Origin of the sequence: Halanaerobium saccharolyticum subsp. saccharolyticum DSM 6643 (assembly GCF_000350165.1) — a bacterium.
Classification (GTDB): Bacteria; Bacillota; Halanaerobiia; order Halanaerobiales; family Halanaerobiaceae; genus Halanaerobium; species Halanaerobium saccharolyticum.
This window is the reverse complement of record NZ_CAUI01000005.1, coordinates 240,628-267,310: the sequence shown is the minus strand read 5'-3', so window position 1 is coordinate 267,310 and position 26,683 is coordinate 240,628. Positions and strand designations below refer to the sequence as shown.

Sequence of the window (26,683 nt, the reverse complement as noted above, 5' to 3'; positions counted from 1 at the left end):
AAATCATCTCCCATTTAAATCTATTCTAATTTCTATATATTTTTTAATTATTTATTTTCTTTTATTGGTAAAACGATAATGAATTTTGTTCCTTCTGCTTCTTCACTTTCTATATTAATTTTCCCATCATAACTTTCAATAATTTGTTTAGCAATAGCTAAACCAAGTCCAGATCCCTTTTTATTTTTTCTTGTTCTGGATTTATCAGCTTGATAAAAACGATCAAATATAAAGGGTAGATCTTCTTTAGAAATTCCTGGACCATCATCTTCTATAGAAAAATAAAATTTTTCGCTATTCATTTTATCCAGCTTTATCTTGATCTCGCCTTTTTGTGAAGTGAATTTAACGGCATTATCTAAGAAAATTCTAAAAAGCTGTCTAAATAAATTTTTATCACCATAAAATTTAATTTTAGTATTCTCTTCAAAGCTTAAATTAATGTCTGCTTCCATCAATTTAAATTCTTTTACTATTTTTTTAATTAAATTATTAAAATTAAATAATTCTTCTTCTTTTTTTAACTCACTGTCATCACCCCGAGCTAAAAGAAGTAAATTTTCCATTAATTGTTTCATGTTTTCAGTTTCTTTTTTAATGGCATCAATAGCTTCATCTCGCACATCTTCTTTTTCTTTACCCCACCGATCAAGCAGATCAACATAACCTTTAATAACAGAAATCGGAGTTCTCAACTCATGAGAAGCATCAGATACAAACTGTTTTTGACTTTTAAAAGATTTTTCTAATCTATCTAACATTGAATTAAAAGTTAATGCTAATTTTTTTAGCTCATCATCAGGGCCACTTACTTCTAATCTGCGTCCTAAATCACTAGAACTAATTTCTCTTGCGGTTTCAGTAACTTTATTAATTGGGGAAAGCATTTTTTTAGTAGTAAAGTAACCTAAAAAGACTGAAATTAGAGCTCCAATCCCGGCAGCAATTGTTAAAACTATAATTAGAAAATCAAGAAAATTCTTTTCAAAGGTAATATCTCTAACCACCTGTAAATAACCACGAGAAAAGACAAATTTATTAACCGGAATTGTCTTTACAGCCATTATTTTACTTCCAGATCTAAATTCTTCTATTTCAGCACTAATTGGAATGTTCATATCCTCAAGATATTTAGATTGAGCATTGACCTTACCATCTTTATCTAAAACTCTGAAAAAGATATTTTCTTCACTACGACTTATCTGCTGTAAAATATCTGTTTCAAAAAAATTAACTGGATCTCCTATACCGGAAAATTGAGATAATACTAACTCAGTTGTATTGTTTATACTTTTTTGTATGTTATCATCTATAAAACTAGATAGAAAAAAATAAATGGATAAATTAACTAAAAATAAGAGCATCATAAACATAAAAGCATAAAGTATAGTTATTTTCCAAGAAATTTTACTTTTTTTATTAAAAAAATCAAACATTTTTATCTGACCTCAGTACATAGCCAACACCCCGAACTGTATGTATTAATTTTTGTTCATAGGGGTCATCAATTTTACTTCGAAGATAACGTATATACACATCCACAATATTGGTTTCTCCAGTATAATCATAGCCCCAGACATTATTTAAAAGCTTATCCCTGCTTACAACTATACCTTCATTTTTGATTAAATACACTAAAAGATCATATTCTTTTTTTGTTAATTCAATTTCTTCTCCAGCCCGTTTTACAATATGAGCATCAAGATTAACTTCAACATCAGCAGTTTTTAATACATTATCTGATTCAACATTACCTTCGTCTCTACGTAAGTGCGCTCTAATCCTTGCCAATAATTCTTCTATTTCAAAAGGTTTAGTCAAATAATCATCAGCACCCATATCTAAACCCTGAACTTTATCTTCCAATTCAGATTTCGCTGTCAGCATAATAATTGGAATATCTGAAAATTCTCTTATTCTTTTGCAGACTTCAATTCCATTTTGACCTGGAAGCATAATATCTAATAATAATAAATCAAATTCTTTTTCTTTTAAAATATTTATCCCATCATATCCATTATCAAATTTTTTAACCTGATAACCTTCATGTTCCAGCTCTAATTCTACAAATCTTGCAATTTGAGAGTCATCTTCTATCAATAGTATTTTTTTGTCCAATTTACTCACCCCTCTTAGTATATCAATTATTTACTTAAAATTAAACAGTAAAACCGGGCTTTTAAAGCCCGGCAATTTACTATTATTTTTTATAATTTAAAGATCATTTGGCTTATCACCAATTCGACCAAACAAAATTTCGGAGCTGCCATTGCGAATAACTTTAAACATTATCTTGTCTCCAACTTCTTTTTCGGAAATTATTTCACTTAAATCAGATGTGCTTTCTACCTTCTTCTGATCTACTTCTTTGATTACATCATATGCTTTTAAACCAGCCTTTTTAGCAGGACTATCTTGATAAACTTCAATTACTACTACACCTTCACGATTTTCTAAACCAAAGTATTCCTGCACTTCTTTTGTAATTTCACTGAAAGCAATACCAATCCACGGTCTTGTTATCTCACCTGTATTTTGTAATTCGTTTACAATACTTTTAATTTCATTAACCGGGATTGCAAAACCAATACCCTGACCAACTCTGGAAACTGCTGTGTTTATACCAATTACCTTACCCTGATTATTGAGTAAAGGTCCACCACTATTACCAGGATTAATTGCTGCATCTAGCTGAATTAAATTCTGATAGGTTCTAACCTGACGATCATCTGTGGGTATTTGAATTGGTCGTCCTAAAGCACTAATTACACCTACTGTTACAGTGTGTTCAAAACCTAATGGATTTCCGATAGCAATTGCCCAGTCCCCAGGCCTTATTTTACTGGAATCTCCCATTTCAAGGGGACTAAGTTCCTGATCTAATTCTTCTGTATCAATATTTAATATTGCTAAATCTAAACTGAAATCTGACCAGGCTACTTCAGCTTCAACTGGATCTTCTCTACCATTTATTGAAATTTCAATCTTGTCTGCTCCTTCTATTACGTGCTGATTGGTTACTACATAACCATCTTCAGAAACTATAAAACCTGAACCAAAACCCTGTCTTTCTCGAGGCTGTTGTTCCGGCATCTGAAAACGATCACCAAAAAAGAATCTAAAATAAGGATCATTGAACATTTCAGGCACCTGTTGATTACCAGAGGTCTTAACAGTTGTGGTCACTTTTACAACACCATTATCAACTTCTTCAGCAATGTCTGCAAAATGATTTGTTTGATACATATTTTGCGACTGCTGGTCTTGAGCAAATACTGCCGGTGCTGCAGAAATCATTAAAGAAATTACAATTAAGACTAATAATGTTTTCTGAAATAAAGATTTTTTCCTTTTCACTACTAACACCATCCTTTTAATTATAATATACCAAAAAGAAATTAAAGAATAATTAAGCAAAAATTAAATTTAGATTAAATTATTTTTTTGCCTGATTTTTAACTTTATTCATTTCCTTTTCTATTTCTTCTTGATCACCAAGATAATATTTATCTTTAACATTCATTTCTTGATCAAACTCATAGACTAATGGCCTTCCAGTTGGAATATTTAAAGATGAAATATCTTCATCAGATATTCCGTCTAGATGTTTAACCAGTGCCCTGAGACTGTTTCCATGTGCAGAGACAATTATTTTTTTACCTTTTTTCATTTGAGGAACAATTTCATTTTCCCAGTAAGGCATTACCCTTTCGATAGTCATTTTCAAACTCTCACAAGTTGGAAGTTCTGACTCAGATAATTCTGCATATTTTTCTTCATTACCAGGATAACGATCATCATTTTTGTCTAAAGCGGGGGGCGGTGTATCAAAGCTCCTTCGCCAGATATGGACCTGTTCTTCACCTTCTTTTTCAGCAGTTTCTGCTTTGTTTAAACCCTGTAAAGCACCATAATGTCTTTCATTTAATTTCCAGGACTTAATTACTGGAATCCAATGTAAGTCCATAATATCTAAAATTATATTTAAAGTTTTAGTAGCTCTTTTTAAATAAGAAGTATAGGCAAGGTCAAAATTAAAGTCTTCTTTTTTTAATAACTCTCCCGCTTCTTCAGCTTCTTTATACCCTTGTTCACTTAAATCGACATCTGTCCAGCCTGTAAATTTGTTAGCTAAATTCCATTTGCTTTCTCCATGACGAACCAGTACAATTTTCATCAAACCACCCTTTCTTATTTTTTTAATATATACCAATTCTAATTATTATTCTTATTTCACATTTTAATTATAACACTTTCATTGCAAAAGTATATTAATTAATTTACAAATTTAAACATCGACAAAGCTAGCCTTAATTTCCCATTCTGTACCAAGTTGAGTCGTCAGCAGCTGAGTATACTTTTCAAGCTGCTCCGGGTTCCGATAACTACCACTCTTATAGTCAATTATTTTAATTTTTTTCTCTAGTCTATCAACAAGTAACCTATCTATTCGATAATAATTTTCTCCTGCTTCATTTTTTTCTTTTAATAAATACTCATTAAATACCTGATACTTTTTAGAAAAGATTTCTGGATTAGCATTAATAAATTCTTCCGCGTTTTTTATCACTGTTTCAATCTTTTCCTGACCCAGCAGATTTCCATATTTACTTTTCAGCAGTTTGCGGGCTGAAATTTTTTCCTGCTCACTGTTATACTTAATGTTTTCAAGATAATAGTGGAGAGCTAGTCCTCTTAGTTTTTTGGCTGAGATTTCCAGACTGCTGCTCTGCTTTTTAAAGTATGCATATTTTTCTTCATTCTCTTTCCTTTTCGGCTGCCGTTTTTTCTGTTTTAAATATTTATTAAGCGAACTCAATTTAGACTTGCCAATTAGACTATCCGCTTCAGCCTGCAGCGTTATTCCAGCTGATTCTACCTCTAAAAGATCAGTTAGGTTATTGCCTTCAACTGCATTTAAAAGCATCTTTTCGTAATAATCATAACTGCTTCCGGCCCACATTAAATCCTGATCAGGCTTTATTTTTCTAGGTGCTTCTACATATAAGTGCAGATCTTTTTCTGCCCGACTTAAGGCAACATAAAGGTTATTAAGCTCCTCCATTTCTGCTTTTGTTTCGGCTTTTTCCTTGAAATCATAATCCAGCCAGTCCAAAATAGAAAGATACTGATCCTGAATAAACAAATAATCATCCAGCTTTTCATAATTCTGATCAAATTCAAGATAAAAATTGATTCCACCACTACTTGTTCCACTTCGGCGACCGGGATTCCAGTAATAATACTCTACCGGCAGCGAAAGCCCCTTTGCTTGATGAATTGTCATTAAACTGACTGCATCTTTATTTTCCACCTTCTGCTGTTTTAATTCTTCACTATCTCTATTTGCAGCTAAATAATTAAGCAGTTCTTTTAAAGAAGAAAAGGAATTTATAATTTTAAAAAATGAGTATAGATTTTTTAAACTAAGGCTGTTATCTGCTGCCAGTCGAAGCAGCTCAGTCTGCTGATAGAGATAATTTACAATTTCTTGATAATCCCCATCAATCAAATTCTTTATTTTTTTGAAAGTTTTTTTCAAATTCTTTATTTTATTTTCGGGCAGCTGCTCAGAGTTTGAATCCAACAATTTAAGTTCCGATTCTGACTCAACTTTTCGATTTGAGCTAAAATAGTTTTTTAAAAGTTTTTTCTTATTGATAATCAGTTTTAAACTCTGATTATCAATTTTAAGTAGATCACTGCGCAGAAACTTTAGCAGTGAATAGAAATCTCTGTAAGCTGCAAAATATAAGAAATCATAAACTGCTTTCGGCAGAACTGCATCCAGCAGTGAATTCCTGTTTTCTAAAATGTAGGGTACTTTTTCTTTTTCCAAACTTTTGGCAATAGTATTTAATTCATTTGAAGTCCGGGCCAGCACACTGACCTGACCGTAATCAGCAGCATAGTTAGCTTTAATATCAGCTGCTATCTCAGCCGGTAGATCCTCTTTGATTTTGCTGTTTAATTCTTCTATCTCCTGCTGTTTTTCTGCTCCCAACTTCTCAAAAGTTTTGGTATCTGTATTATAAAAAGCCGAACTGCCTCCATAAATCACCTCTGTTAAACCTGAATCTTTAGAATTAGCCTTAACCGGGTGATATTCCCAGTCAACTTCTGACTGGTCAAAAAAATAATTTAAAAGTTCAATTATATTCTGATCACTGCGGTAACAGCGCTCAAGTCTTTCTGTTTCAGCTCCAATAATTTCTTCCAGTGAGGCAAAAAGTTTCTTTTCCCCACCCCGCCAGCCGTAAATAGATTGTTTTTCATCTCCCACAGCAATAAAATCCTCTGCCTTATTAATCAGCGGCCGCAAAATTTTCCACTGCAGAATACTGGTGTCCTGGAACTCATCAATAAAAAGAGCCTGATATTCTCCTCCTAAGAGGTCAAGCAGATAACTACTTGCCTGGCCCTCCTTGATTAAACCAATTTCTGCAGCCTGTAAATACTTAAAAGTATAATTGCTGATATCAGAATGGGTAAATTTACCGGTCTTGAATTTAAGCTGCTCGTATATATCTAAAACCAGGCTGGCAAAATTGATAATTTCTTTTTCAGCCGGAATTACCTCCTGATTGAAGACTGCTGCAGCCAATTTTTCTCTAAATAATTGATATTCATACTCTAATTTTTCTTTTAAATCTGCTGTTTTTTTGGCTCTTAATTTATTGCCACTCCAGTAGCTGTTATTTAATAAATAATTTCTCCTCTGATAGAGAAAATCTTTTTTTTGCTGATTAGTATTAAGCTCAGGATACTGTTCAAAAAAGGGGCGGCCATCTTTAACAAAATAGGATGACGAAAATTCTTCTCCTCTAAGTTCTGCCACTTCTTTTAGAGTCTGATAGCTGGCTTCAAATAAATCACAAATCTCAGCCTGAGGCAGTTTTTCCTTTTCCTCTAATTCTGATGATTCTAAAAGCATAAATTTCCAGGCATTATCCACAATATCTTTTATGAATTTCAAATATGGCTCCAGATCCCGGGCACTGTTGGACTCCAAAAAGTTCTGCAGCTTCTCATAATACTCCTCATTATTTAAAATTATCTTTAATAATTCTTCAATAATTTCCTGATTCTGACTATCATCGATAATCTGATAATTATAAAGAGAAAGATAGGGGGCGATCCCTCTGCTAAAAATTTGATTTGTAAAAGCATCAATTGTAAATATTTTTATATCCTCATCATTTAAAATCATTTTGCGATAGATTTTTTCTAGCTTTCCCGGCTCAACTTCAAGCTCCGGATAAATGTTTTTAAGTGAACTGATGATATTTTTCTTTTCCGGGGCCTGATTAATTATTGCCCGCAGATGCTCCAATATTCTATTTTTGATTTCTGCTGTTGCTTTTTTGGTAAAAGTCATTACAATAATTTCCGAAAAATCTATATCTTTTAAAAGTGCAGCCAAATATTCTAAGGACAGTCTGTAAGTTTTACCTGTCCCGGCACTGGCTTTAATTACCTTCTTCATTGCTTAAAACCTCCACTCTGCAAATATCTCTGTAGGGACAGCGCTGACAGCGTGATTTGTAGATACGCTCATATTCTCCAGCTGCAAAAAGTAGTTCTGTCAGTTCCTGCAGCTCTGCCCCCAGCCTGTCTTCTTTTTCTAATTTATTATATGAATGTTCAAAAGCCTGATCAAAGATATTATAGATTGCCTTTCTGCTCTCAGGCGGAAGCTGCTCCTGATAATTTTGGCGCAGCATCAGCGAATAAAAATCAAGCTGTTTGCGGTCTCCACTGCCTGTTTTAAAGTCAACAATAAAATATTCAGCCTGCTTTAATAAAAGCAGATCTATTCTGCCGGAAAGATAAAAATCAGTCTGTTTTACTGTAAAATATTTCTGCCGCTGATAATTCCATTCCGGCCATTCTACCAGGATATCCTGATAATCCTCTGGTAGATATTTCTGCAGCAGTTCAGCAAAGTGGATAAAAGATTTTTCCAGACTCTTAAAAATTATCTGCTGATAATAATTTAAATAATCCCGATTAATTTTTAATTTATTGTCTTCAATAGCCCTCTGAATACTTTTTTTTCGGCTTGCTGCTGGAATCTCAAGAGGGGCAAGTTTATGCTCTCTGGCATAAATTATTAGTTCACCGAATATCTCATGGGTTAAAATACCAAGTGCCATTAAAGAAAGTGATGGTTTGATTTCTAAAGAGGTCTCAAGCCGGGCCAGCTGCTCTAAATAGAAGCGGTGATAGCAGTCTTTTAAATATTTATATTTATAATAGCTAAAATTAAAGCTGCTGCCGAAATCATCTTTCTCTAACTTAATATTTTGGTTAAAATTGGCTGAACTATTGACTTTTAAATCAAGCTCAGTCTGATAATCAAATAGATTATTTAAAATTTCCTTTTCACTTAAAAGATTTACTTTGCTTTGACTATAGCTCAGGCCGTATTCTAAGGAAAGCTCCTCTAAAATAACTGCGGGTGAAATATTTTGATCTTCATTATCTACAGTATAGATAATACTCTGTTCTGCATTTAAAATATGCCGCAGAAATTTATATTTTTTTAAAAGTTGGTTTTTGTGCTGTAAAAACAGTCCATTATTCTTAAGCTGTTTTTCACTTAAAAAATAAAGTCCATCATTTTTTTGTGCAAAATTTTTCTGGGTTAAATTATTTATCAAAAGCTTTTCCCGCTTAGTTTGAGGTGCATTTTCCAGACTTAAAAATTCAGCTGCTTCTTCATTTTGGCTGAGTGAAATCGTTTTAAAACTTAAGTGGTTTAAAAATAGTGAAAAAATACCGGCAGCCTGATCAGAATAATAATCCTGCCAGCCTGTGACTATCCCCATCTCTTCGATGCTTTTAAGCTCAAGCAGACTGTCATTAAATTTCTCTGCTGTTTCTTTAACTTCTTTTTCCAGAGCAAAATCCGAGATTTTAGTAATCAGCTTAGTTAAATCTGAAATGTTTTTGATTTTTCTTAAATTTTTAAGAAAATTATAAAGTGGTTTTAAAGCAGGAATTTCTGCCTCAATCAATTCTAAATCAAGATAAAAATAATCCTGACGCAGTAATTCTTCTATTTTCTGCAGCTCTTCCCCTTTTAGTTCAAGCCAATCTTTAAATAAACTCTGGGTAGATAAATCATAAAGCTCTTTTAATTCAATTAAGATTTGAGCAGAGCCTTTTCCCTGCTGGTAAAGCTGATAGAGAGATTCGAGCAGCTTATATAAATCAGTTTCACTTAAACTCTGGTAGGGATTGAGGTTTAACTGCTCACTTAAAATATTAGCTGCATCAATATCGCTGCCACCATCCAGGAGCTGAACTTCTTTTGCAGAATTTTCTTTTTCGTTTAAAAGAGCAGCCAGACTTTTTAGTTTAGAATTCAATTTTTTAATCTCAATCTTATTTGTTTTATCTGGCAAAGTCAGCTCTTCAATTTCTAGTTGTTCCTGATTAAAGTCATCTTCCAGAAGCTGGAGATGAAGCTTAACTTCAAATTTATGCGCTATTTTCTGCAGTAGTTCTTTAAAATAGGGATTAAAATCCATTATGTTGAATAAATTAATCTTTTTAAACTCACTTAAAAACTGCAGATTTAATTTTTTTTCTTCCTGGAGCAGAAGCTGATCGACAAAGCCGAGCTCTTTTAAGCGCTTTTGATACCTTTTTTTAATTGTCTCCAGTCTTTCTACTCTCTCCTGCTGCCAGTCTGCTAGGCCTTCAATCTGAGTCAGTTGGTAATCCTGCAGCAGTTTAAAATAAGCAAAAAAGCGCGCTGAAAATTTATAAATATCCTTATAGCTGTCCAGACGCAGCTTACTTTTTTCCTCTTTTGTTAGAACAGAGTATAAAAGCAGAGGAAGTTTTTCCTCTTTCAACAGAATCTGATCACTGCTGAAAAGCCGCTCTTTAAATTCCTTTAAGCTAAAAAACTGACTCTGCTGACTGAGAGGCTGAGGTTGATAATGTTTAAGAGCCTCTTTTAAATCATTATAATTAGCAAAGATATAGACTTCTGGCTCTTTAGAAATTATCTCTTCAAATAAATTTTGATTATAACTGTAATATTTAAAGTTTAAATTATTTTTTAGTTCCATAGTTTTCATCCTTAATTATTTTTCAATTTGGATTTTAATTTAGCTTCAATATTTATTTAAGTTCTTAGCCAAATGACAAAAATATATATAAAGCAAGCCCTAAAGTTTAAGTATTCTGGCCAATAATTTCTAGAATAATAATTATCACAGCACCACCTGCAAAGGCTGCCAGTCCTCCAATATTAAAGCGAGCTGGAAAAACAGCTGCAGAAGAACCGAGAATTAGACCGGTTAAAATAACCATTATTTCTTTTTGATGTTTCTGAAGCAGATAGGAAAAAAGCCAGGCAAAAACTAATAAACCAGCTGCTACTCCAGCCCCAAAAACAATTAAAATTAAAAGATCCAGATTATTGATTGCATTTAAAACCGGATGATAAACGCCCATTAAAATTAAAAGAGTTCCTCCACTAATTCCAGGCAAAATCATTGCCACACTACCAAAAAAACCGGCAATAAAAAAGAGCATTAAACCTTCTGCATTCATAAATCCAAACTGGATTTCTCTGGCAAAAAAGAGGGCGAAAGCAAAGGCTAATAACATAACAAGAAGTTTTAAAAAACTTAAATTACCAATTTTTTTATATGTAGAATGAGCTGAAGTAATTACCAGACCAAAAAGAAAATAATTTACAATCAGCGGCTGATTTTGATAAAGATCAGTTATTACCGCTGAACCAAATAAAACCCCAGCAACAGCTCCCAGACCGATTACAGTTAACTTTTTAATTTTAATTTCCTTAATAGCATTAATTAAAGTTTCATAAATATTTAAAACCAGAGCCAGTGTACCTCCGCTCACCCCGGGCAGAGTATTTGCAAGTCCAACCGGAATTGATTTAAAAAATAAGGCTAAATATGAATTCTTTTTTGACAAATAAATCTTCCTTTCAATTTTTGTTTTTAGTTAAAGCAAAATCTCTCTCTATTTAATATTATTCAAGGTAATTGGTACCTTTACCTGCCTTGAAACAAAAAAAGGTACCTAATAGGTACCGGGAGTCCTAAGATATTTTATTATTATATTTTAATAAATTATCAATATAATCAATATTTTAAAAATTACTGTATATTATTATCTAGATTATAGATAACAAACTATAAATATTAAATAATTTTTTTCAGTCTAGAAATCTCTTTATTTCTTCCTTTTAGATAGCTTGTTATACTATCTATACTGCGATTGACTATAAGTTCTCTATTAAAATTATTATTATTAAAAATAAAATCTAAGTTAGAAAAATCTCCAATTTCACTATAAAAATGAGCATCACTATTAATAGCAAGCTTAAATTTATACTGATTTGATAATTCTAATAGTTTTATTGAATCTTTTTTAATTCCCCTTATATAACCTTTTTTAGGATTATAAGAACTAGAATTCAACTCTAAAATAACATTATTTTCGGCTGCAGCTTTAGCAACTTTTTCTAAATCAATTGGATATTTTTTTTGTATAGGATGAGTAATCATATCAAGATATGGATTTTCCATGACTTTAATGATAGCATTTGTATAATCCTCTTTATTTTTTAAATTATGTCCAGTCAAACTGTGAATACCAGCTGCCACAAAATCTAAACAATTAAGTATTTCATCTGACAGATCTAATTTCCCACCATCCAGTATATTAGCCTCTACACCTTTAATAATTCTAACACCATGCAACATATCAGGTACAATAGATAAATTGCTAAAATAATAAATATCTGATCCACCAAGCATTTTGGGCCCATGATCTGTCAATACAATTAATTTTATACCTTTTTTGAACGCTCCTCTTGCCATTTCATCAATTGTAGAATAGCCATGACTACTTGCAACAGTATGTGTGTGCAAGTCTGTTTCTATTTCTATTTTTTCCATTTTAACACTCCCTTTCTTATTTAATTATTATTATAAATGGTATATGTCAAGACAGTATTAATAGATTATTAAATATATGTAAAATTTCTTTTAGACCAAATAGAAGTAAACTTTAATTTTTGGCTTAAAATACAAAAGCTCAACTATTGGCTCTGCGCCAGAAGTTGAGCTTTCTGAGGATTATTATTTTGGTTTATAATTCCAATTTTTTACAAGTGACCGGTACCCTTTTATCTTGCTATAACTTCGGTTCGATAACCGTCTGGATCTGTAATGAAATAATACCCAGAAGAATTTTCACTTAAACTTTTTAAATCTCCGACCTTGTAACCAGCTTCTTTGTGACGCTGATAAGATTTTTCTAAATCATCTACTTTAACTGCAATATGGCTGTAACCATTACCAATTGTATATGGTTCCTCTCGATCATAGTTATAAGTTAGCTCCAACTCAAAATCTTCATTTTGATCGGTTAAATAAACCAGAGTGAATTCAGCTTCAGGAAAATCTTTACGTCTGCTTTCCTTTAAATTTAATGCATCTTGATAAAAATCGATTGATTTTTCTAAATCCATCACTCGAATACAAGAGTGAACAAAATCATAATTTTGCATGTATAATCACTACTCCTTTATATTATTATTTTAATTCTGATTATAATTATAAAGATTTATGAATTAAAATGCAAATGAAATTAAAATTTACTTTTCTTTACTACCGGGACGGGTAATTTCTACTCCTTCTTTACATAATTTACATTTACCTGCCTTATAAGACTTAATATCTACCGGCAGCAGTGCTTTGAAATCATAATTGAATTCAACTTTACCATTACTGCGGTCAACTATTGAACTTAATCCTACTATTTCTACATCAAGTTCTTCTAAAACTGCTAGTACTTCTTTAACAGAACCACCCGTTGTTACAACATCCTCAACAACTAATACTTTTTCTCCCGGCTTCAACTCAAAACCTCTTCGGATTTTCATTTCACCATTTTTGCGTTCACTGAAAATTGAACGAACACCTAATTCTTCAGCAACTGCATAAGATAATACTACTCCACCTAGAGCTGGTCCTATTACTACATCTATTTCCTGATCTTCCCACTTTTTTGCAATCTCAACTGCTAGAGTTGAAGCATGTTTGGGATGCTGTAGAACCTTGGCACACTGCATATAAATATCTGCATGGCGGCCTGAACTTAAAACAAAGTGACCTTCCTGTATTACATTAGTTTCTACTAAAAGTTCTCTTATCTCTTTTTTATTCATTTAATTCACTCCTGTTTTTTAATTTTAAAAATAATTTAAATTTATTAGATTAATATAATTTCTTAAAACATAAGTTTTTTTAAAAGCTAATGAGCTGCTCCAATAATTGAATTTAAATCTTTAATCTGATGTCTCAACATATATTCTTTGATCTCAGCAATTATTCTTAGCCCTGCTTTAGGATCAATCATATTGATCGTTCCAATCCCAACTGCAGTTGCTCCAGCAAGTATAAATTCAATCACATCACTGCCGCTGCGGACTCCCCCCAAACCTAAAATTGGGATATTCAGCTTCTTATAGCACTGATAAACCATTTTTACTGCTACCGGTCGCACTGCTGGCCCTGATAAACCTCCATAAGTGTTTGCAAGCATCGGCTTTTGCTGGTCAATATCAATTTTCATAGCTGATAAAGTGTTAATCATTGCCACTGAATCTGCGCCTGCCTCTTCCGCGGCCAGAGCAGTCTCTGTTATATCAGTAATATTAGGAGTCAATTTAACTATTATGTAGCCCGAATATATTTCTCTAACTTTTTTTGTGATTTCATAAACTTTTTCTGGGTCTGTACCAAAGATCATTCCTCCACCTTTAATGTTAGGACAGGATAAATTGACTTCAATTCCGGCAAGTTCCGATCTGCCTTCGAGCTTTTCTGCTAAAATGATAAAGTCCTGCTGAGAATAGCCAGAAATGTTTGCTAAAATAGGAAGTGTATAAGTTTTAGTTTCCGGAAGTATATCAGATATAAAATTATCTACACCTGGATTTTCTAAGCCTATCGAATTTATTATCCCAGCAGATGTTTCTGCAATTCTGGGGGTTTCATTACCGTTTTGTGCCTTTACTGTTATTCCTTTTGTGGTAAATGCTCCAAGTTGATTTATATCAAAAAAATTAGCCAATTCTTTACCATTACCACAGGTTCCGGAAGCAGTCACTAAAGGGTTTTTTAGTTTTAAGTCTTCATTATTTTTTGACTTCATTGTCATCCTTAAGTTTAAATCTTTTTTTTCTAAATTAATTTTTGTTATTGTTATTTTATTATTTGCCATTTTATCCACCTAGAACCACCTCCCCGATTTCAAATACTGGTCCTTCTACACATGCCCGTTTATTTTTTTGATTTTTATCAGTTGTTTCACAACTACATGATAAACAAACTCCGATTCCACAACCCATTCTTTTTTCTATGGAAATTTCACCCACAATATTTTTCTTTAGCGCTTTTTTTTCAACTGCAGTCAGCATTTTTTCCGGACCACAGCTGTAGATAAAATCAGGATTATGCTGTAATTTATCCAGCCATAAATCGAGAGCAGTTCCTTTTATTGTTAATTTTTCTTCCATTGAAGCAAGATATAAATTTGCCTTTAATTCATTAAATTTATTTTCAAAAAAATTCAATTCTGCTTTATTAGCCGCACCAATATATATATTTATTTTTTTATTTCTTTTTTTTAATTTTTTAGCCAGATAAAAAAGTGGTGCAATTCCCATTCCTCCACCAATAAGATGGATATCTTCTCCATTTTCATTTAATGAAAATGGGTTTCCAAGTGGGCCTAAGATATCAAGTTCTGTTCCAGTTTCAAATTCAGACAGTATTTTTGTTCCTTTTCCAACTACTTTATAAACAAATTCAATTTCTTTATCAGCAGCATTAAAATCAAAAATACTAAATGGCCTTCTTAAAAGTGGATCATCACTACCTCTATGACTTACCTTGATATTAAAAAATTGTCCAGGCTCTGGACTCTCAGGAAGTTGAGCATAATTTAAAACTAAATGAAAAATATTAGGTCCCACTTTTTTATTCTTAATTATTTTAAACATAAAATTCTCCTTTTTATCTTTAAATATTATATTATTAACCACTTCAAGAAGATTATTTTGCGTCGAGTTCCGGTCAATTTATTTACTGATTTAAAACATCATTGATTTCATTTTTCATTTTTTCTGCTGCAGCTCTTGCTGCTTTGGCATAGTTTTCTGCCCCAAAGTTATTATATTCTTCTTTTCTATAGGCGAAATTAATCCCTCGCGATGAATTAACAACTGCTCCTCTACCATTCTTATCAAAACCAGCTTTTATATCTGCTGCTCCTCCACCCTGAGCTCCAAAACCAGGAATCAAGAAAAACACTGATTTAAGCTGGGCTCTGATTTCTTTTAATTCTTTTGGATAAGTTGCTCCAACTACCGCTGCCAAATTTGAATATCCACATTCACCAATGTAATTACTACCTACTTCCTGAAGAAAAGCTCCAACTGCTTGATAAACTTTCCGACCATCATCTAATTTTAGATCCTGCAGATCAACTGCAGATGGATTTGAGGTTCTAAGTAAGGCAAATGCCCCTTTCTCTTTATTTTCTAAAAAGGGTAATACACCATCTTTTCCTAAATAAGGGTTAATTGTAATCGAGTCTGCTGCAATATTTTTCTGTTCTAAATAAGATTCAGCATATGCTTTAGCAGTTGAACCAATATCGTTCCTCTTTCCATCTAATAAAATAAGCAGCTTCTTACTTTTAGCATATGACATTGTCTGCCAGAGACAATCCATTCCTGGAACACCAAGCTTTTCGTAAAATGCCATCTGTGGCTTTACAACTGCTGTCATATCAGAAATTGCATCAATTAAATTCTGATTAAATTTCAAAACTGAAGCTGCAATTTCTTTTTGGTTTGATTCCAGATCATTTAAAAGCTCAGGTGCCAAAACATTTTCTGGCAAAAGCTCAAGATGTGGGTCTAAACCTACACAGATTCTAGAATTTTTTTCCTCAATTTTCTGCTGTAGCTGATCAATAAAGTATTTCATTTTTGCCTCCTCGGTCATCATAAACTAATTTAGCTCCTACAAAAGTCATTTCATTTTTACCACATAATTCTTTTCCATTAAAAGGAGTGTTTTTTCCTTTTGATTTAAATTTATTTTTGTCTACCTTCCATTCCCGTTCAGGATTAAAAATAAGAATATCTGCTCTTGCTCCTTCTTTTAATCCTTCTGATTCAATATCCATTATTTCTCCTGGCTTATAATAATACATTCTAAGTAAATCATTCCAATCAATTATTCCTTTTTTAATAAAATTATTATATATAAGTGCAAGTGCAGTTTCTAAACCAGAAATCCCAAAAGCGGCATAATCAAATTCTCCCAGTTTATCTTCAAAAGTATGAGGAGCATGATCTGTTGCCAGTACATCTATTTCACCGGCTTGAAGTGCTTTTACTAAAACATCTTTATCTCTTTGGGAACGAAGGGGAGGATGAACTTTGGTATCAGGATTATAATCTCCAACTATTTGATCAGTTAACAATAAGTGATGAGGGGTTACTTCGAAAGTAATATTTACTCCTCTAGCTTTTGCTTCTTTTACTAGATTTAGACTACCTTCAGTACTAAGGTGAGCAATATGGAGATGAATTCCTGTCATTTCTGCTAAAACTATATCTCTTGCTACCATTATTTCTTCAGCCGCTGCCGGAATCCCTTTAAGCCCAAAAATTGTTGAATAATATCCTTCGTGCATTACTCCATCCTGAGAAAGATTTTTATCTTCACAGTGGTCGATTATCGGTAAATTAAAGGCTGATGCATATTCCATTGCCCTCCTCATAATTTCAGAATTCATTACCGGGTTTCCATCATCAGATAAGGCTTTAACTCCATTTTTAGCCAGCGTCCCAATTTCTGATAAGACTTCTCCCTTACTTGCTTGAGTAATGCTTCCAATCGGATAAACCCGAACAACTGCCTTTTCAGCTTTATGTTTTAAGTGTTCAACTACTGCAGGATTATCAGCAATTGGATTTGTATTGGGCATTGCTGCTACTGCAGAAAAACCACCAGCAGCCGCAGCTTCAGATCCTGTTTTAACAGTTTCTTTTTCTTCATAGCCGGGCTCTCTAAGATGAGTATGCATATCAATTAAGGCAGGAATAATAATTTCACCTTCAGCATCTATAACTTGATAATCTTTATTTTCAATTTCTTTTTTTATTTTAATGATTTTATCAGCTTCAATTAAAATATCATATTTTCCATCAAGTCCATTTTTAGAATCATAAACTCTACCATTTTTAATTAAGCTTTTCATTATCTATCTCCCTCCCGGCCAGTAAGTATAGTAGTGCCATTCTAATTGCCACTCCATTTTTAACCTGTTCTGTAATTACTGACTGTGAGCTATCTGCAACTGAACTTTCAATTTCTATACCTCTGTTCATTGGACCTGGATGCATTATCACTGCTTTTTCGCCTATCATCTGTAAGCGTTCTGCATTCATTCCGTAAATTTCTCTGTATTCTCTAATTGAAGGAAAAAGTCCACTTTCCTGTCTTTCCATTTGGATTCTTAAAATATTAACAACATCTACATTTTCTAAAGCCTGATCCAAATCAGAATAAACTTTAACTCCCATTTTTTCTATTTCCCTGGGGATTAAAGTCTGGGGGCCTGCAACTGAAACTTCAGCTCCTAATTTATTTAAACCCCAGATATTTGAGCGAGCCACTCGACTGTGAGCAATATCTCCTACAATCAAAACTTTAAGCCCAGCAATTTCCCCAAGTCTTTCTTTAATACTGTAAATATCTAAAAGAGCCTGAGTTGGGTGAGCATGGGCACCATCACCTGCGTTAAGCACACTTGCGGAAATGTTTTTTGCCAAAAATTTAGCTGCTCCAGGTGCACTGTGTCTAATAACTACTACATCAGCTCCCATAACTTCCATTGTTTTTGCTGTATCAAGCAGGCTTTCTCCCTTAGCAATGCTGCTAGAAGATTTTGAAATACTCATTACATCTGCACTCAGTCTTTTTGCTGCTAGATTAAAAGAAAACTTAGTTCTTGTTGAAGGCTCATAAAATAAATTTATTACTGTTTTCCCACGCAGTGTCGGAACTTTTTTGACTGTTCTAGTTAAAATATCCTTCATTGCTACTGCAGTATCCAGGATTTCATTAATTTCCTCTTTAGATGCATTATAAAGACCTAAAAAATCTTTTCTTTTCAAACTCATTTACTGACCTCCTACCTGGTTTTTTAGTTTGCTTCATACCTTAATTCTGACTTTATTTTTAGTTCTTCTTCTTTTTCTATTTGTTTATCTTCTTTTTCCATTGCAGGTAAGATTAAGTTCATTATTATTCCAACTATAGCTGCCAGTCCCATGCCACCAAATTCAAGTCCAGCAAAATTTAAAGTCAGATTGGAAATTCCAACTACCAGAGTTACTGAAACTATGACTAAATTTCTATTTTTAGAAAGATCTACTTCATTTTCAACTAAAGTTCTGAGTCCGATTGAAGCTATCATACCAAAGAGTAAGAAAACAATTCCGCCCATTACTGCAGTGGGGATAGTCTGAATTAAAACTCCAACTTTTTGAATAAAAGAACTTAAGATTACTATTACTGCTGTCAGCTGAATAATCATTGGGTTATATACTTTGGTTAAGGCTAAAACCCCTACATTTTCACCATAAGTTGTGTTAGGAGGTCCACCGAAAAGTCCAGCAACTAAGGTTGCAATTCCGTCACCAAGTAGGGTTCTATGTAAACCTGGCTCTTCTATAAAGTCTTTTTTTACAGTTGAACTGATTGCAACAACATCACCTAAGTGCTCAACCATTGTTACTAAGGCAATTGGAGCTACAAGTGAAATCGCTCTTAAATTACCACTTACTGTTGGTAAAGCAAATTTTGGTAGAGAAAACCAGGAGGCTTCCATCACCGGGGTGAAATCTACAAGTCCTAAAAAGGCAGCAAAAGTGTAGCCACCGATAATTCCGAGTAAAATTGGAATTACTTTGATAATTCCTTTAGCAAAGACGCTGACTCCAACAGCAATTGCAAGAGTAACAAATGCCACTAATAAATGTTCTGAAGCCATATCTTTAGCTGTTGGTGCAAGCCCAAGTCCAATTGTTATAATAACTGGTCCTACTACTACTGGCGGTAATAATTTTCTGAAGAATTCTGTGCCCAGCAGTCGAATCACTAATGACATCAGCGCATAAACAAGACCTACAGTTATAATCCCGAGCATGGCTCCATCTCGGCCAAACTGATTTTGTGCTGCTATAATAGGCGCAATAAACGCAAAAGAAGACCCTAAATATGCTGGAACTTTACCACCTGTAATTAAATGGAAAATCAAGGTTCCAAGTCCAGATGTAAAAAGTGCAACCGCAGGGTTTAGACCTGTCAGCGCCGGTACCAGTACTGTTGAGCCAAACATAGCAAACATATGCTGCAGGGCTAGAATAAATAATCGGTGTCTTGTAATTCCATCTTCTTTAAGTTGAGCTAAATTTTCTTTACTTTGATTTAAAATTTTCATTTTATACCTCCTGGGTGTTATAAAGTTATTGAAAAACTTTTGTCAGATTCCCTCTTAAAAACTGATTAAAAATTAAATTAAAAATTAAAAAATAGACATTAAAAAAACTCCCTACCAGCTTGACTGATAAGGAGTTAAATTCTTTAAGCATTTTCCATTCACTTTGAAAGTGATGAAATTCTGCTGAGTTAATTCCTTACCGGCCTCTCTGGACCAATTTAAAGGAGACACTATTAAATTATTTTCATCTTAACTTTTTTCCAGCAGTAAAACTGCATCTTTTTCGTCAATTTCTCTTAGATTAACATCTACAACTTCTTTTTTAGAAGTCGGCAGGTTTTTACCAACAAAATCAGCTCTAATCGGCAGTTCACGGTGACCTCGATCAATCATAATCGCCAGCTGAATCTGTAAAGGCCGTCCGAGATCTATCAAAGCATCAAGTGCTGCTCTGACAGTTCTTCCAGTGTATAGAACATCATCAACCAGCACGACCTTCTTCCCTGTAATATCAAAAGGGATTTCAGTCCGATGGACAATTGGCTGTTGAGCTACAGTTGAAAGATCATCACGATAAAGTGTAATATCTAAAATACCTGTTTGTAGTTTAATTCCCTCAATTTCTTCAATCTTAGCTGCCAATCTTTCGGCAAGTGGTACGCCTCTAGTTCTGATACCAATTAAAACTAAATCATCAGTTCCTTTATTTTTTTCTAAGATTTCATGAGCAATTCTGGTGATTGCTCGACTCATTGCTGCTGAATCAATCAATTCTTTTTTGATCTTCATCTCTGATTTATCCAAAAAATTACCTCCTTCGTCGGGAGAATATTTTGTTGACAAAAAAATAACCTTCTCACGGCATAGTAAGAAGGTTGCTAAAATTTATATTTTCCCTTACTAGCCTCTCTGGACTAATTTAAAGAACAATTATCTTATTTGATTAAATTTTATCAGAACTAATAATTGAAGTCAAGGTTATTTTAAAGATATTTGTCTAATTTTTCATTTTCTATTAATTTTCTAAGTTCTTTAATATCTTGAGCCTTTTCTTTATCACATATTAAAACTGCATCTTCAGTATTAACGATTATCAAATTTTTAACACCAACCGTAGTTACAATTTTATTACAGCTGCAGCTATAAATTATTGAATCATTCGTGTCTATCCCCAGATGTTCACCCACAATAATATTATTATTTTCATTTTTTTCTTTTACTCTTTCCAAAGAAGTCCAACTTCCTAAATCATCCCAGATAAAATCAGCTTTTAACATATATATTTCTTTTAATTTCTCAATTACTGAATATTCTATTGAAATTTTTTCTAAATTATTATAGATCTTTTCTATTTTCATTTTTATATTTTGATCTTTAATCTCGGACAAATTTTTATAATCACTTATCTCCATAATTTTTTTGCAGTCATTATATAATGAAGGTTCTCTTTTTTCGATTTCATTTAATAGTTTTTGAGAATCAACTATATAAATACCACTATTCCAGTAATAATTACCTGCTTCTAAATATTTCTCTGCAGTTTTAAAATCTGGCTTTTCTTTAAATTCTTTAACTTGATAATATTGATGATTATTAGATAACAATCCTTTTTTTTCTGATTTGATATATCCATAGCCAGTTTCTGGGTGTTCTGGTTTAATGCCAATAGTCAATATAATATTTTTTTCCTCTACAATTTCTGCACCTTTTAGTAAAAGATTTGTAAAATTATCTTCTTTTTTTATTAAATGATCTGAAGGTAAAATAAAGATTGTTGAGTCAGGATAAATATTTTTAATCTTTAAAAATGCCATTGTAATCGCAGGAGCAGTATTTTTACTAACTTCTTCTAATATTATATTTTTCTCTGGTAAACAACAGATCTTTTCTTTGACTGCTTTTTCATAAGACTTATTTGTTGCAATAAATATTTGTTCTTTAGGTATTATAGTATTAATTCGTTCTACTGTTTGTTCTAAAAGAGTTTTTTTATCACTATTAATTTTCAAAAATTGTTTTGGTTTGTCTTTTCGGCTCAAAGGCCAAAAACGGGACCCACTACCACCTGCCATTATAAGTGCTATTTTAATTTAAATCACCACCTGGAATTAATATTTATGTTGTGCTTAAATACAAAACTAACTGATATATTCAATTATAAAAAATAAAGATGGGTAAATATTATAAATCAAATAAGAAGAATTGAAAAATAAAAGAAGATAAAAAACAAAATTAGTAAGTTTATTTATTTCAGTTTTGAAAAGCCAAAAATAAAACAAACCAAAAAATACGTAAAGGCTGAAAAAAATTGGCCCAGGATTATAATTTTCAAGCATGTGTTTTACTTCATACAAAAAGATAGGCATCAAATAAATATAAATAAAAGGTTTAGAAAACCCCTTTTTGTAAATTATCCAAACCAGCATAAATATATATATAAGCAAATAAAATAAAATATCAACTGAGAAGTCTGTTAAAAACGAAAAAACAAGATCAACGCCGCTGTACTCAACTGCTGTTCCAAAAAGATTATCTTTTAAATATATAAATCTAAAGCCCCTTCCGTAAATCCAGCTGATATAGCTTAGAGAAAATGCGGCGGCTGCCGTTGGGAAAACAAATACAAATAACTGTGATAATCTTTTTTTAGAACAATATTCATTACAAGAAAAATAGAATACAGAAGCATAAAAAGGCAGCAAAAAAATCATTACAGGTTCAAGAATATAAAATAAGGCCGTAATTAAACTTCCAATAAAAAGATAGCTAACTTCCCTATCTTTTAAATATTTTGCCAGATAATAGCTGCTAAGTGGAAACAAAAATAAGCTAATCATCTTCTGACACCTCTCTTGAAGTCAATCCATGCTGAGTCTTTTCCCAATAAAACGGATTAGAAAAAAGTTGAAAAAAAGCTTTCCAGGCAGCTACAGACTGCATAAAATAATAAAATGGATTTAAAATTACATATAAAATAAGCTCATGATAATTTCTTTTAAAAACTGCAATAGATGCCAGATAAATAATTAAAAAATTACCAAAAAGCAAATTAACTAAAGACATTTTTATTAAAAAGGAGTCATAAAAAAGTGTTAAAAAACTAAAATAATCAAGAAGCCAGCCTATAAATAAAACCCAAAAAAATGGAGCAGCAAGTTGAGTTATTACACTTCCTCCAATAAACAACTGCAGAGTCAGCCAGCCTTTAAAACCAACTTTTTTTATAAATTTAATTGGATGCCTGTTATGCACCAAAAAAGTCATTAGATAACCTTTTAACCAGCGCGATCTCTGATTAATCCAATTACCCAATTCTTTATTTGCTTCTTCATAAGTTGTAGAATTCAGGATACCGACTCTATATCCTCTCGCATTTGCCCTAATCCCCAAATCAGCATCTTCTGTTACATTAAAAGGATCCCAATTGCCAAGCTCACGGAGCTTATCGATCCTAAAATGGTTTGAAGTGCCTCCTAACGGAATGGGCAGTTTTAGAGCATTTAATCCAGGCAGCATATAATCAAACCAATAAGAATATTCAAGAGTGAATAACTTTGTCAATAAATTTTCATTTCTATTAAAATAGTTAAGCGCTGACTGAAAACAGATAATATTTTCATCTGACTTATTAAATGCAGCAGCAGCTTTTTTTAACTGATCAGATTCTGGCTTATCTTCTGCATCATAAATTGTAACATATTTTCCTCTTGCTTCTTTAACTCCGTAATTAAGTGCTTTTGGCTTAGTTTTAGGCTGAGAATCAGGAATATATATAAAACTCCAGTTATCAGGTGTCTGAACACTTTTAGCCTTATTAATTGTTTCTAGATCATTTTCTTCAAATAGAAAAAGTACTTCTAGTTTGCTTTTGGGATAATCCAAATCTTTTAGGTTATTAATCAGTTTTTTTATAACTTCTGGTTCTTTATAAACTGGCACCAGCACACTATAAATCGGGAGGTCTTTTTCATCAATATCAGAAATTTCCGCCTGAGAAATAAACTCATGTTTTTCATAGTAGGAACCAACTATGCTTAGCAAAAACTTAAACAAAATTGAAGCAAGAAATAAAAAATTTATTATATAGAAAAAAGACACTGCTGTCTGATAAGGATAATATATAGCTCCAAAAATACTTAAAATGGAAAGCAGTGCAAAAAACACAATTTGAGGAATGGTAAAAACTCTAGCTGCAGATTCTTCTGGATGTCTGCTGTACATTTCTGAAATTGACTCACGAATCATCTCTTTTTTAAATGTTTTTTCCACCAAATTTTGAATATCTCTTTTAGTCGCAATTATTTTTTTAAAATCAACAAAACCAGTCTTTTCTTCAATTAACTGATCAACTTTCTCATCATCCTGTCTTAGCACTATTACAATTAAGTTATTATTATCAACAGCAAGCGGAAAAAATAAGTTCTGCATAAGGGTCTCTTTTTCAAAAAGTCGAACAAGTTTTTCATCTATCATCTCTTTATAAAATTCAAAGTTATCGGAAACAAATTCCATTTCTAGTTTTTCTGATAAAACTCTATAAAAGTCTATGGCTCTTATAAATTCTTCGGAAATTAATATTTCTCCGAGTTTACCACCGGAATCTGTTTGAATAGCAAGAGCTTTTTGAAGCTCTTGCTCAGTTATCAATCCTTCATCTAAGAGCACCTCTCCCAAACGTTTTTCTTTATTTTCTTCCATTATTTTTCCTCCGGTTTTTGAGCAAGCTTAAGATAGGCAAGATAAGCCAAAATGATAATTAATATGATAAATGAAATAAATAGCTGAACTTTATAGTTCTTATAAATATTAACTAAAAAATTTCTTTGATCTGCTTTAATTGTTTCATAATCATCAGCTGCAAAATCTGTTAAACGACCTCCACTAGAAAGGAGTAATGTTCCATTTAAATTTCTATAATAATCAACATTACTAATCTTTTCACTCAAAAGTTCAAGTGCAACTAAGGATTCTTGACTAAGATCAGAAGTAGTAATCAGAGAAAATGGCTTAGCATCTATTTTATCGAGCTGCCAGGCTGCTGATTTATTTGGAGATTTTCCTTCAAAAACAAATTCGTTAGAATCCTGTTGAAGATTAACTTCTCCCTCATTGATTTTGACTAAATTTTGGATACTGTAATCTTGATAAGCAGGTAATACAGCAATTGCCCAGCGGAAAGAATCCCCTATTTTAAATTCATAATCATTATTTACAAAATCAACATTTAAATTAAGAGACCGCGAATCCAATTTCCTGTAAGAGGAAATGACTTTAGCTGCATATTTTAAACTTAATTCTTTGTTATCAACATCGAGCATTATTCTCCCATTTCCATAAAAATTATTAAGAAGATTATTAAAGGTAATTACATCATCAACTTTTTCTCCTTTGATATTCAAATAACTATTTGGAGATATTACCGCTTCAAAATCCTGTCCATCAGCTGCACAGTCCCTGCCTAATGGATAATATGAATAAACTAATTTTAGATTATTTTCCTGCTCAAAAAGATAAAGTGGTAAATCTAAATGAAGATTATCTATACGACCACTGTAATCAAGTTGATGTGCTCTAATCAGCTGACCATTAAAATATATTTTTAAATAACTGTTATCTTTATCAGTACTCTGGTTATTTATAGGCGCTGTGTATTCACTATTTATATAGAATTCAAGTTCCTCAGGATTAGATCCCAGATCTGCAGAGCTAAATGAAATATTTCTTTCAATTTCCCCAATCCCATTAAAAACAAGAGAATTATAACCTAATTCAGATAAAGATAGCTGCCTTAGCTTTTTTTCATCTTCATTAAAATCAATAACTTTCATTTCGTCATTTAGGTATAGAGTTCTCACCCTACTGATAAAACTATCTGCAGCTTGACTACCTAAACTTAAATTGAAATTTTTATCGAGTTCTATTTGATTACCTTCTTTAATAAATATATTTGCTGTCTTAAAATCTCTGCTTATAATCTCATCAGCCTTATAATCACTGTCAAAAAATAAATTTTTCTCTAGTTTTGCAAAATTTCTATCCAGAAAAAGATTTAGTTTGAGATATGATTCAGCAATTTCAGAACTTAATTCTTCCGGCAGGTGTATATTCACCTTATTAAATTTATAGTTTAAAAAGTCAGCTATATTATAATTGAAAAAAGCTTTATTTCGACTTCTTAGCTTAGAATTATTTTTAATTCTAAAAAAGAATACATCAGAATTTACTTCTTCACATCTATTTAATCTGGTCTTTAGATCTGCCAAAATAGATATCTTTATAACCTTATCATTTAAGTCACCATTATTAATATAACGACTTAAATTAAGTGATATTTTTGAGCTATATATCCCCTCTGAAACCATATCTTTATTTAACTCCGATATAGTGTTAAGATATATTTCTTCGTCTTCCAATTTTATAACAATTTTTGAATCAGGTTCAATGAACCTTGAATATTCAAGATTCAAATCAAATTGCATCTGTTCTTTATCCATATTTTCACTAAATGGAAAAAATATATCCTGATTAATATTTGTTCCATAAATAGTTATATCGTTTCCATAACCTAAATCTGAAAGATCTTTTATGTTTTCTAAGCTATAATCTATTTTTTCTAAAAATTTGATTTTTTGATCAGGATCAATACTTGCAATAAGAGCATCCCCTACATTTAGTTCAGCTAGATCAATCTCCTCTTTATCCTCAAAGATAATTAGATCTTCATTAAAATTAAATGTAGATCTTTCCCCATTTAAAAAATGCAGAACTATATTCTTTTGAGCATTATTTATTTGATAAACTAATGCTTTGTAATTTTGAAGTTCATTTCTTTGATCAATATAATCTTCATAAACTTGAGCATCGGCCTCTGTATATAATCCACCTAAAATTACAAGAGTAATCAAAAAGATAGTTAAAGTAACTGTAAAAAATTTTCCCTTCATCATTTGTTTTCCCTCCAATTTATATATTTATTTATTGCTAAAAATAACTTCTTTATTATTTACAATATTTTTAAATTTTAGTTCTTTATTCAATAGTTATTTGTTATTAATTTCTTCAAAAAATTAATTTATCCTTTATTTTATTTAAAATAAAA

Annotated in this window: 21 protein-coding genes; all 21 read right to left on the bottom strand. The window is 32.0% G+C overall.

The genetic code is table 11. From position 1 onward, the window contains the following. Positions 1-47: 47 nt before the first annotated feature. A complete protein-coding gene (locus HSACCH_RS01690; RefSeq protein WP_005487355.1) occupies positions 48-1,436 on the bottom strand; it encodes a HAMP domain-containing sensor histidine kinase in 1,389 nt (462 codons plus the stop codon). Beyond that, a complete protein-coding gene (locus HSACCH_RS01685) occupies positions 1,429-2,118 on the bottom strand; it encodes a response regulator transcription factor (RefSeq protein WP_005487353.1) in 690 nt (229 codons plus the stop codon). The genes HSACCH_RS01690 and HSACCH_RS01685 overlap by 8 nt, the downstream gene beginning before the upstream one ends. A gap of 96 nt (positions 2,119-2,214) precedes the next feature. Then, positions 2,215-3,357, bottom strand: coding sequence for a S1C family serine protease (locus HSACCH_RS01680; protein WP_005487351.1), 1,143 nt, complete (start codon positions 3,355-3,357; stop codon positions 2,215-2,217). Positions 3,358-3,436: 79 nt separating this feature from the next. After that, complete coding sequence (gene gpmA / locus HSACCH_RS01675) at positions 3,437-4,177, bottom strand: 2,3-diphosphoglycerate-dependent phosphoglycerate mutase (RefSeq protein ID WP_005487350.1); 741 nt, start codon at positions 4,175-4,177, stop codon at positions 3,437-3,439. 111 nt (positions 4,178-4,288) lie between these two features. After that, positions 4,289-7,486, bottom strand: a complete 3,198-nt coding sequence (locus HSACCH_RS01670; protein WP_005487349.1) for a UvrD-helicase domain-containing protein — start codon at positions 7,484-7,486, stop codon at positions 4,289-4,291. Next, a complete protein-coding gene (locus HSACCH_RS01665; RefSeq protein WP_005487348.1) occupies positions 7,470-10,085 on the bottom strand; it encodes a PD-(D/E)XK nuclease family protein in 2,616 nt (871 codons plus the stop codon). The genes HSACCH_RS01670 and HSACCH_RS01665 overlap by 17 nt, the downstream gene beginning before the upstream one ends. Positions 10,086-10,191: 106 nt before the next feature. After that, a complete protein-coding gene (locus HSACCH_RS01660) occupies positions 10,192-10,962 on the bottom strand; it encodes a DUF368 domain-containing protein (protein ID WP_005487347.1) in 771 nt (256 codons plus the stop codon). A 230-nt stretch (positions 10,963-11,192) separates the two neighbouring features. Continuing rightward, positions 11,193-11,951, bottom strand: a complete 759-nt coding sequence (locus HSACCH_RS01655; RefSeq protein WP_005487346.1) for a PHP domain-containing protein — start codon at positions 11,949-11,951, stop codon at positions 11,193-11,195. A gap of 230 nt (positions 11,952-12,181) precedes the next feature. Continuing rightward, the gene (gene gloA / locus HSACCH_RS01650) at positions 12,182-12,565 is read right to left on the bottom strand and encodes a lactoylglutathione lyase (RefSeq protein WP_005487345.1); all 384 of its coding nucleotides are present in this window, start codon (positions 12,563-12,565) and stop codon (positions 12,182-12,184) included. An 87-nt stretch (positions 12,566-12,652) separates the two neighbouring features. Continuing rightward, positions 12,653-13,225, bottom strand: coding sequence for an orotate phosphoribosyltransferase (pyrE, locus tag HSACCH_RS01645; protein ID WP_005487344.1), 573 nt, complete (start codon positions 13,223-13,225; stop codon positions 12,653-12,655). Positions 13,226-13,311: 86 nt separating this feature from the next. Continuing rightward, positions 13,312-14,283 carry a dihydroorotate dehydrogenase gene (locus tag HSACCH_RS01640; RefSeq protein ID WP_005487343.1) on the bottom strand — a complete coding sequence of 324 codons (972 nt, stop codon included), beginning with the start codon at positions 14,281-14,283 and terminating at the stop codon, positions 13,312-13,314. Position 14,284: 1 nt separating this feature from the next. Further along, the gene (locus tag HSACCH_RS01635) at positions 14,285-15,064 is read right to left on the bottom strand and encodes a dihydroorotate dehydrogenase electron transfer subunit (RefSeq protein ID WP_005487341.1); all 780 of its coding nucleotides are present in this window, start codon (positions 15,062-15,064) and stop codon (positions 14,285-14,287) included. 82 nt (positions 15,065-15,146) lie between these two features. Beyond that, positions 15,147-16,055, bottom strand: coding sequence for an orotidine-5'-phosphate decarboxylase (pyrF, locus tag HSACCH_RS01630; protein ID WP_005487339.1), 909 nt, complete (start codon positions 16,053-16,055; stop codon positions 15,147-15,149). Next, positions 16,039-17,337: a dihydroorotase gene (locus HSACCH_RS01625; protein ID WP_005487338.1), complete on the bottom strand. Its 1,299-nt coding sequence runs from the start codon at positions 17,335-17,337 to the stop codon at positions 16,039-16,041. Before HSACCH_RS01625 ends, pyrF begins: the two co-directional genes overlap by 17 nt. Further along, on the bottom strand, positions 17,321-18,262 hold the full coding sequence (locus HSACCH_RS01620; RefSeq protein ID WP_005487337.1) for an aspartate carbamoyltransferase catalytic subunit: 942 nt from the start codon (positions 18,260-18,262) through the stop codon (positions 17,321-17,323). Before HSACCH_RS01620 ends, HSACCH_RS01625 begins: the two co-directional genes overlap by 17 nt. 23 nt (positions 18,263-18,285) lie before the next feature. Then, a complete protein-coding gene (locus tag HSACCH_RS01615; protein WP_005487336.1) occupies positions 18,286-19,584 on the bottom strand; it encodes a uracil-xanthine permease family protein in 1,299 nt (432 codons plus the stop codon). A gap of 249 nt (positions 19,585-19,833) precedes the next feature. Further along, on the bottom strand, positions 19,834-20,373 hold the full coding sequence (gene pyrR, locus HSACCH_RS01610) for a bifunctional pyr operon transcriptional regulator/uracil phosphoribosyltransferase PyrR (RefSeq protein WP_040476980.1): 540 nt from the start codon (positions 20,371-20,373) through the stop codon (positions 19,834-19,836). Positions 20,374-20,567: 194 nt separating this feature from the next. Next, positions 20,568-21,656, bottom strand: a complete 1,089-nt coding sequence (locus HSACCH_RS01605) for a mannose-1-phosphate guanylyltransferase (RefSeq protein ID WP_005487333.1) — start codon at positions 21,654-21,656, stop codon at positions 20,568-20,570. Positions 21,657-21,722: 66 nt separating this feature from the next. Beyond that, complete coding sequence (locus tag HSACCH_RS01600; RefSeq protein ID WP_005487332.1) at positions 21,723-22,421, bottom strand: hypothetical protein; 699 nt, start codon at positions 22,419-22,421, stop codon at positions 21,723-21,725. After that, positions 22,414-24,282 carry a glycosyltransferase family 2 protein gene (locus HSACCH_RS01595; protein WP_005487330.1) on the bottom strand — a complete coding sequence of 623 codons (1,869 nt, stop codon included), beginning with the start codon at positions 24,280-24,282 and terminating at the stop codon, positions 22,414-22,416. Before HSACCH_RS01595 ends, HSACCH_RS01600 begins: the two co-directional genes overlap by 8 nt. Beyond that, on the bottom strand, positions 24,282-26,531 hold the full coding sequence (locus HSACCH_RS01590; RefSeq protein WP_005487328.1) for a cellulose biosynthesis cyclic di-GMP-binding regulatory protein BcsB: 2,250 nt from the start codon (positions 26,529-26,531) through the stop codon (positions 24,282-24,284). The genes HSACCH_RS01595 and HSACCH_RS01590 overlap by 1 nt, the downstream gene beginning before the upstream one ends. Positions 26,532-26,683: the final 152 nt, after the last annotated feature.

Coding starts and splice junctions, on each gene's coding strand:
- HSACCH_RS01590 (WP_005487328.1), bottom strand. CDS start 26,531: ATGATGAAGGGAAAATTTTTTACAGTTACTTTAACTATCTTTTTGATT.
- HSACCH_RS01605 (WP_005487333.1), bottom strand. CDS start 21,656: ATGGCAGGTGGTAGTGGGTCCCGTTTTTGGCCTTTGAGCCGAAAAGAC.
- pyrR (WP_040476980.1), bottom strand. CDS start 20,373: ATGAAGATCAAAAAAGAATTGATTGATTCAGCAGCAATGAGTCGAGCA.
- HSACCH_RS01595 (WP_005487330.1), bottom strand. CDS start 24,282: ATGGAAGAAAATAAAGAAAAACGTTTGGGAGAGGTGCTCTTAGATGAA.
- HSACCH_RS01600 (WP_005487332.1), bottom strand. CDS start 22,421: ATGATTAGCTTATTTTTGTTTCCACTTAGCAGCTATTATCTGGCAAAA.
- HSACCH_RS01690 (WP_005487355.1), bottom strand. CDS start 1,436: ATGTTTGATTTTTTTAATAAAAAAAGTAAAATTTCTTGGAAAATAACT.
- gpmA (WP_005487350.1), bottom strand. CDS start 4,177: ATGAAAATTGTACTGGTTCGTCATGGAGAAAGCAAATGGAATTTAGCT.
- pyrF (WP_005487339.1), bottom strand. CDS start 16,055: ATGAAATACTTTATTGATCAGCTACAGCAGAAAATTGAGGAAAAAAAT.
- HSACCH_RS01620 (WP_005487337.1), bottom strand. CDS start 18,262: ATGAGTTTGAAAAGAAAAGATTTTTTAGGTCTTTATAATGCATCTAAA.
- HSACCH_RS01615 (WP_005487336.1), bottom strand. CDS start 19,584: ATGAAAATTTTAAATCAAAGTAAAGAAAATTTAGCTCAACTTAAAGAA.
- HSACCH_RS01625 (WP_005487338.1), bottom strand. CDS start 17,337: ATGAAAAGCTTAATTAAAAATGGTAGAGTTTATGATTCTAAAAATGGA.
- pyrE (WP_005487344.1), bottom strand. CDS start 13,225: ATGAATAAAAAAGAGATAAGAGAACTTTTAGTAGAAACTAATGTAATA.
- HSACCH_RS01655 (WP_005487346.1), bottom strand. CDS start 11,951: ATGGAAAAAATAGAAATAGAAACAGACTTGCACACACATACTGTTGCA.
- HSACCH_RS01670 (WP_005487349.1), bottom strand. CDS start 7,486: ATGAAGAAGGTAATTAAAGCCAGTGCCGGGACAGGTAAAACTTACAGA.
- HSACCH_RS01665 (WP_005487348.1), bottom strand. CDS start 10,085: ATGGAACTAAAAAATAATTTAAACTTTAAATATTACAGTTATAATCAA.
- gloA (WP_005487345.1), bottom strand. CDS start 12,565: ATGCAAAATTATGATTTTGTTCACTCTTGTATTCGAGTGATGGATTTA.
- HSACCH_RS01635 (WP_005487341.1), bottom strand. CDS start 15,064: ATGTTTAAAATAATTAAGAATAAAAAAGTGGGACCTAATATTTTTCAT.
- HSACCH_RS01640 (WP_005487343.1), bottom strand. CDS start 14,283: ATGGCAAATAATAAAATAACAATAACAAAAATTAATTTAGAAAAAAAA.